Raw genomic sequence first — 6,268 nt, 5'->3', positions numbered from 1 at the left:
CGCGGGGGACCAGGATGCCCAACACCGTTCGGGGCGTCCGGCTGAGCACGAGTTCTGGCAACAGGACTCACTCCCGCTCAGTCTTTAGGAACGGTTCAGAGGAGATCCGCGGTGTCCAGTTCGAAGGCGAACGGCTCCGGGAGGGCGAGCGGCTTGCCGAAGGGGCGGGCGCAGTGCTCGCGGTAGTCGTCGTCCTTCGGCTCGCTGAACACCGTGACCTGAGCGGTGTCCCGGTCGACGAGCAGGTGGAGCGGGATGCCCGCCCGCGCGTAGCAGCGACGCTTGACCTCGCGGTCGGCCGTCGGCTTGGTGGAGGTCACCTCCAGGACCATGGCGACACCGTCGCAGGGCATCCAGGATTCCGCGCCTCGGTAGAGCCGTAGTTCCATGGGAGCGAACGTGCCGTCCGGGATCACGTGGTTCTTCGGGCAGCCACCCCCGCTCCTCAGCCTCAACCCCTTGTTACCGGAGAACTGCATGTCCGTCCGGGACCGCTTGAGCACCTGGCTCACGATCAGTCCGATGTAGTCCTCGTGATCCCCGTCCGGCGGCGGCGTCACCACGATCTCCCCCTCGATCAGCTCGGCCCGGAAACCCTCCGGGGTGTCCAGGGCGAGAAAGCCCTCCAGCAGGACCTCTTCCTGCGTGAGCGGCTCGTGGGCCATGGCAGTCATGTCACGCCCCTCCTTCTGTCGCCCGCCAGACTGGGACATCGCCGAACCACCCGTCCGTGAGATCGGGAACCGTTCCCTCGATCGTGGCACACGATCACGGCCCTCGTCAGAAGGCCGGGCGGCTCGCTTGACCCTGCCGCAACGTCAACGTCTTCACTGGTGGCATGCGTATCGGAGAACTCGCCGGGACCGTCGGCGTCACCACGCGGACCGTGCGGCACTACCACCATCTGGGGCTGTTGCCCGAGCCGGAGCGGCGGGCCAACGGGTACCGGGAGTACGGGCTGCGGCATGCCGTCGTGCTGGCGCGGATCCGGCGGCTGACGGAGCTGGGGCTGGGGCTCGCCGAGGTGCGGGACGTGCTCGCGGACGACGCCGGGAGGGACCTCGTGGAGGTGCTGACCGAGCTGGACGAGGATCTGGCGCGGCAGGAGGAGGCGATCCGGGAGCGGCGCGGGCGGTTGCGGGCGCTGCTGGAGGCGGAGGGCGGACTGCCCGCCGAAGGGCCCGTGTCGCCCGAGCTGGCAACGCTGTTCGCCGGGACCGCGCATCTGTCGGACTCGCCCATGGCCGCCAAGGACCGGGAGGTCCTCGCCTTCCTGGAGACCGCCATGCCGGCCGAGGCACGTGAGCGGATGGTGGCGTCGGTCGGCGAGGCGCTGGGCAGTCCGGGAGCGGTGGCGCGGGCCGGTGAGGCGTACGCGCTGCTGGACGCGCTGGCCGACGCGGAGCCGGACGACCCGCGTGTCGGGCGGGCGGCCCGGGCGCTCGCCGGGTGCATTCCCCCGGGGCTGTTCCCGGAGGTGGGGGAGCTCGACCAGGACAACCGTTTCCTGCGCACGTTCTGCGACGACCTCGCCCCGGCACAGGCGGAGGCGCTCCGCCGTGCGCTGCGGATTCTCACGGAGGAGCGGGGATGAGACTCGGACGGCTGCTGGTCCGGCACGAGGTGCGGTTGTTCGCGAGTCTCGCCCTCTGGGTGGCGCGGCGCACGCACGGCACGAGGAGCGGGCTGGCCTTCGGGTACGCGCGCGGGCAGGGCGCGATGATGGCCGGTCTCGCGTTCGTGTGTCTCGTCGAGACGGTGGCGTTGTCCGTGCTGCTGCGGGACTGGCCGACCGTGCACGCGGTGTTCCTCTTCCTGGACGTGTACACGATCGTGTTCGTCGTCGCGCTGCACGCCTCGTCCGTCGTACGACCGCATGTGCTGGATGTGGACCGCGGCTCGCTGCGGATCCGGCGGTACGTCCATGTCGACCTGCGCGTGCCGCTGGAGCGGATCTCCTCGGTGCGGCGCGAGCTGCGGATGACGCACGAGCGGGCCGAGGGCGAGCTGGACGTCGAGGTGGGTTCCCGGACCACCGTCACGCTGGAGCTGACGGAGCCGGTCACCCACGTCACCTTCCTCGGCCGGCGCCGCGCGGTACGGGTCGTCCGCTTCCACGCCGACGACGCCGACGACCTGGTCCGCGCCCTCGGACGGGCCCGCGTCTGAGGCCCCCGTACGCTGTCGGCGGAGTTCGATCGAAGGAGTTCGCGTGCTTGTCCTGCTGCCGCCGTCCGAAGGCAAGGCCTCTTCCGGCCGCGGTGCCCCGCTGAAGCCGGAGTCGCTGTCCCTGCCGGGGCTGACCGCCGCCCGCGAGGCCGTCCTCACCGAGCTGGTCGAGCTGTGCTCCGGCGACGAGGGCAAGGCGCGTGAGGTGCTCGGGCTGAGCGAGGGGCTGCGCGGCGAGGTCGCGAAGAACGCGGAGCTGCGGACGGCGGGGGCGCGGCCGGCCGGGGAGATCTACACCGGCGTGCTGTACGACGCCCTCGGCCTGGCGTCCCTGGACGCGGCCGCCAAGCGGCGAGCCGGGCGGTCGCTGCTCGTGTTCTCCGGGCTGTGGGGTGCCGTGCGGGTGACGGACCGGATCCCGTCCTACCGGTGCTCGATGGGCGTGAAGCTGCCGGGTCTCGGTGCGCTGGGCGTGCACTGGCGTACGCCGATGGCGTCAGTGCTTCCCGAGGTGGCCGGGGGCGGGCTGGTGCTGGATCTGCGGTCCGCCGCGTACGCCGCAGCGTGGCGGCCGAAGGGCGAGGTCGCCGGGCGGACGGCGTCCGTGCGGGTGCTGCACGCGCCGACCCGGAAGGTCGTCAGCCACTTCAACAAGGCGACGAAGGGGCGGATCGTGCGGAGCCTGCTGACCACCGGGGCGTCTCCGGAGTCGCCGGCCGCGCTGGTCGAGGCGCTTCGGGACCTCGGGTACGTCGTGGAGGCCCAGGCGCCCGCGAAGGCGGGGCAGGCTTGGTCGCTGGATGTGCTGGTGGACGAGGTTCACTAGGTTCACCGTCGATGCGCAGGGCAGCAACGTCCGACGCGGTCGACACTCCCGGCGGGAACGGCACCCCGGGTGCCCGCATCGCCCCCGGCAGGACATCCGTCCGGCCCGGCCGACCAGGTTCTGCCCCACCGGCGGGGTCGGCCCGGCCTCCGCCCCGGACTCCCCGGGACTGCCCGACGTCGGTCGCGTCGCGTGGGCGGGAGTTGGATGCTGCCGCGGGGCGCGGTCGGGGGACGGGGCTAGGCGCTGGGCCGCCTGGCGGCGGCGCTCAGCGCAGGTGGGACGTGTCGTTGAGGAGTCGGACGCTGGCGTTGCCGTCGGAGTAGTAGGCCACCACCGACATGGACGCGGCCGACAGTTCCATGCGGAACAGGGACTCCGGCGGGGCGCCCAGGGCGAGCCGGACGAAGGTCTTGATCGGGGTCACGTGCGTGACGAGCAGGACCGTGCGGCCCGCGTACGCCGCGACCAGCTTGTCGCGGGTGGCGGCGATCCGGGTGGCGGTCGTCGCGAAGCTCTCGCCGCCGCCGGTGGGTTCGGCGTCCGGGGAGGCGAGCCAGGAGTTCAGGTCGTCGGGGTGGCGCTCGCGCACCTCGGCGAAGGTGAGTCCCTCCCAGGCGCCGAAGTCGGTCTCGCGCAGCCCGTCCTCGATGCTCACGTCGAGCCCGAGCCGGGCGGCGACGATCCCGGCGGTCTCCCGCGTACGGGTCAGGGGCGACGACACGACGGCCTGGATCGTCCCCCGCTGGGCCAGCAGCGCGGCGGCCCGCTCGGCCTGCTCCCGCCCGACGTCGGAGAGGGACGGGTCGGTGCCGCCGCTCCCCGAGAACCGCTTCTGCGGGGTCAGCGGGGTCTCCCCGTGCCGGAGCAGCACGAAGGTCGCGGGCGCGCCCATGTCGGCGGAACCCCAGCCGGGGGTGGCAACGGCCTTGGCGGCACGGGCATCCGCTTCAGCTTTGACGCTACCGGCGTCCGAGTCAGCTTTGGCGGCACGGGCATCCGCTTCAGCTTTGGCGGTACCGGCATCCGCCCCGGCCTCGCCGGTACGGACATCGACGTGCGCCTGCGCGGTACGGGAGACGCCCTCGGCCTCGGCAACCGTGTCCAGCTCAGCCGTGGACGCCGACTCCGACCACTGCTCCCCCTTGGCCCCCGCGTCCATCGCCTCGTTGGCCAGCCGGTCCGCGTGCCTGTTCCGCTCCCTGGGGATCCACTCGTAGGTGACCCGCCCGGGCGGGAAGACCCGGGCCGCGTTCGCCGCCAGGGGCTTCATGTCGGGGTGCTTGATCTTCCAGCGGCCCGACATCTGCTCGACGACGAGCTTGGAGTCCATGCGGACGTGGACCGTCGCGGCCGGGTCCAGTTCACTGGCGGCGTGCAGGCCGGCCAGCAGGCCTCGGTACTCCGCGACGTTGTTCGTGGCGACGCCGATGTACCCGGCGGTCTCCCGCAGGGTCTCCCCCGTCGCCGCGTCGCTGACCACGGCCCCGTAGCCCGCGGGCCCCGGGTTGCCCCGCGACCCGCCGTCGGCCTCGACGATGAACTCCCGCACCGGAACGGCTCCCCGCAGGCCTAGAGACCGGACTCGGACGTGCGCACCAGGATGCGGCGGCAGTTCTCGCAGCGGATCACCGTGTCGGGCGCCGCCTTGCGGATCTCGCTCAGCTCGGTGATGGCCAGCTCCTGCCGGCAGCCCTGGCAGCTGCGCGCGTACAGCTTCGCCGCGCCGACGCCGCCCTGCTGCTCGCGCAGCTTGTCGTAGAGCTTGAGCAGGTCGGCGGGGATCGAACCGGCGATGACCTCGCGCTCCTTGGTGACCGTGGCGGCCTCGGCGTCGATCTCCTCGAACGCGGCGTCGCGGCGCGCGGTCGCGGCGTCGATCTTCGACTCGACGGAGGAGACCCGCTCGGTCAGCTCGGCCACCCGCTCCTGCGCGGACTCCCGGCGCTCCATGACCTCCAGCACCACGTCCTCCAGATCGCCCTGCCGCTTGGCGAGGGAGATGATCTCGCGCTGGAGGTTCTCCAGGTCCTTGGGGGAGGTGACGGCACCGGAGTCCAGGCGCTGCTGGTCGCGGGTGGCGCGCTGGCGCACCTGGTCCACGTCCTGCTCGGCCTTGGTCTGCTCGCGGGCGGTGTCGCTCTCCTCGGTCTGCGCGGCCACGAGCAGGTCGCGCAGCTGGGTGTGGTCCTTGGTCAGTGACTCGATCTCGGCGTGTTCGGGCAGCGACTTCCGCTTGTGTGCGAGCTGCTGGAGGCGGACGTCGAGGTCCTGGACGTCGAGGAGTCGGATCTGGTCGGCGGACGCGGCGTTCAGTTCGGGGCTCCCGGGGGGTCAGAAGGGGAAGAGGCCGCGTGCGCGGTCCAGGGGTCGGTGACCGTCTTCGAGACGTGGACGCGCAGGTCCCATCCGTGCCGGTCGGAGATCTCGTCGAGCTGGTTCGCGGCCAGCTCGCACCAGGGCCACTCGGTGGCCCAGTGCGCCGCGTCGAACAGCGCGAGGGGGCTGTGGGCCACGGCCTCGGACACCGGGTGGTGGCGCAGGTCCGCGGTGAGGAAGGCGTCGACACCGGCCGCGCGTACGTGGTCGAAGAGGCTGTCGCCGGAGCCGCCGCTGACGGCGACCGTGCGCACGAGCGCCTCGGGGTCGCCCGCGACGCGGATGCCCTGCGCGGTGGCGGGCAGCCGCTCGGCGGCGCGGGCGGCGAACTCGCGGACGGTCAGCGGGTGGTCCAGGGCGCAGACCCGGCCCAGACCCCGGCGGCCCTCGGGGTCGGTGGAATCCGGCACGAGCGGCCCGGTGACCCTGAGGTCCAGGGCGCCCGCGAGGGCGTCGGAGACGCCCGGGGCGGCGGTGTCGGCGTTGGTGTGGGCGACGTGCAGCGCGATGTCGTTCTTGATCAGGGTGTGGACGACACGGCCCTTGAAGTGCGTCGCCGCCACGGTCGTCGTGCCGCGCAGATAGAGCGGGTGGTGGGTGACGATCAGGCCGGCGCCCAGCTTCACCGCCTCGTCCACGATCTCCTGGACCGGGTCGACGGCGAACAGGACCCGGGAGACCTCCTGGTGGGGGTCGCCCACGACGGTGCCGACCGCGTCCCAGGACTCGGCCCGTTCAGCGGGCCACAGGTTCTCCAGCGCGGCGATGACTTCAGACAGACGGGGCACGGGTGCAAGGCTACCCGCCTGATCTGTGGCGTTGCACCGCCACCGCCCCCGCCCGCTCCGGATCGCACCGCGCAGCACAATCGCCCCCTTTCCCTCAGGCGAATCG

The 6,268-nt window shown here is 72.5% G+C and carries 7 protein-coding genes; 3 read left to right on the top strand and 4 right to left on the bottom strand.

Features of this window, described 5'->3' with window-relative positions; genetic code table 11:
* Positions 1-95: 95 nt before the first annotated feature.
* A complete protein-coding gene (locus ACZ5TL_RS22350; protein WP_468591864.1) occupies positions 96-665 on the bottom strand; it encodes a Uma2 family endonuclease in 570 nt (189 codons plus the stop codon).
* A gap of 173 nt (positions 666-838) precedes the next feature.
* Here ACZ5TL_RS22350 and ACZ5TL_RS22345 point away from each other — a divergent pair, with 173 nt between their 5' ends.
* Genes ACZ5TL_RS22345 through yaaA form a run of 3 tightly spaced genes read left to right on the top strand, consistent with a single transcriptional unit; the run spans position 839 to position 2,995 of the window.
* The gene (locus ACZ5TL_RS22345) at positions 839-1,594 is read left to right on the top strand and encodes a MerR family transcriptional regulator (RefSeq protein ID WP_468591850.1); all 756 of its coding nucleotides are present in this window, start codon (positions 839-841) and stop codon (positions 1,592-1,594) included.
* Positions 1,591-2,169, top strand: coding sequence for a hypothetical protein (locus ACZ5TL_RS22340; RefSeq protein ID WP_468591849.1), 579 nt, complete (start codon positions 1,591-1,593; stop codon positions 2,167-2,169). The genes ACZ5TL_RS22345 and ACZ5TL_RS22340 overlap by 4 nt, the downstream gene beginning before the upstream one ends.
* A gap of 43 nt (positions 2,170-2,212) precedes the next feature.
* A complete protein-coding gene (gene yaaA / locus ACZ5TL_RS22335) occupies positions 2,213-2,995 on the top strand; it encodes a peroxide stress protein YaaA (RefSeq protein ID WP_468591848.1) in 783 nt (260 codons plus the stop codon).
* A 268-nt stretch (positions 2,996-3,263) separates the two neighbouring features.
* Here the strand turns inward: yaaA and ACZ5TL_RS22330 are convergent, their stop codons facing one another.
* The 3 genes from ACZ5TL_RS22330 to ACZ5TL_RS22320 are packed head-to-tail and all read right to left on the bottom strand — an operon-like array spanning position 3,264 to position 6,162.
* Positions 3,264-4,547 (bottom strand): bifunctional RNase H/acid phosphatase, encoded by a 1,284-nt coding sequence (locus tag ACZ5TL_RS22330; protein ID WP_468591847.1) that lies wholly within the window; start codon positions 4,545-4,547, stop codon positions 3,264-3,266.
* Positions 4,548-4,567: 20 nt separating this feature from the next.
* On the bottom strand, positions 4,568-5,311 hold the full coding sequence (locus ACZ5TL_RS22325; RefSeq protein WP_468591863.1) for a zinc ribbon domain-containing protein: 744 nt from the start codon (positions 5,309-5,311) through the stop codon (positions 4,568-4,570).
* Entirely contained in the window at positions 5,308-6,162 is an 855-nt protein-coding gene (locus ACZ5TL_RS22320) for a Nif3-like dinuclear metal center hexameric protein (protein WP_468591846.1), read from the bottom strand. Before ACZ5TL_RS22320 ends, ACZ5TL_RS22325 begins: the two co-directional genes overlap by 4 nt.
* Positions 6,163-6,268 lie beyond the last annotated feature (106 nt).

It is taken from the genome of Streptomyces sp. NPDC033136 (genome assembly GCF_055578235.1).
The sequence above is the reverse complement of the archived record's forward strand: the minus strand, read 5'-3'. Positions and strand labels throughout refer to the sequence as shown.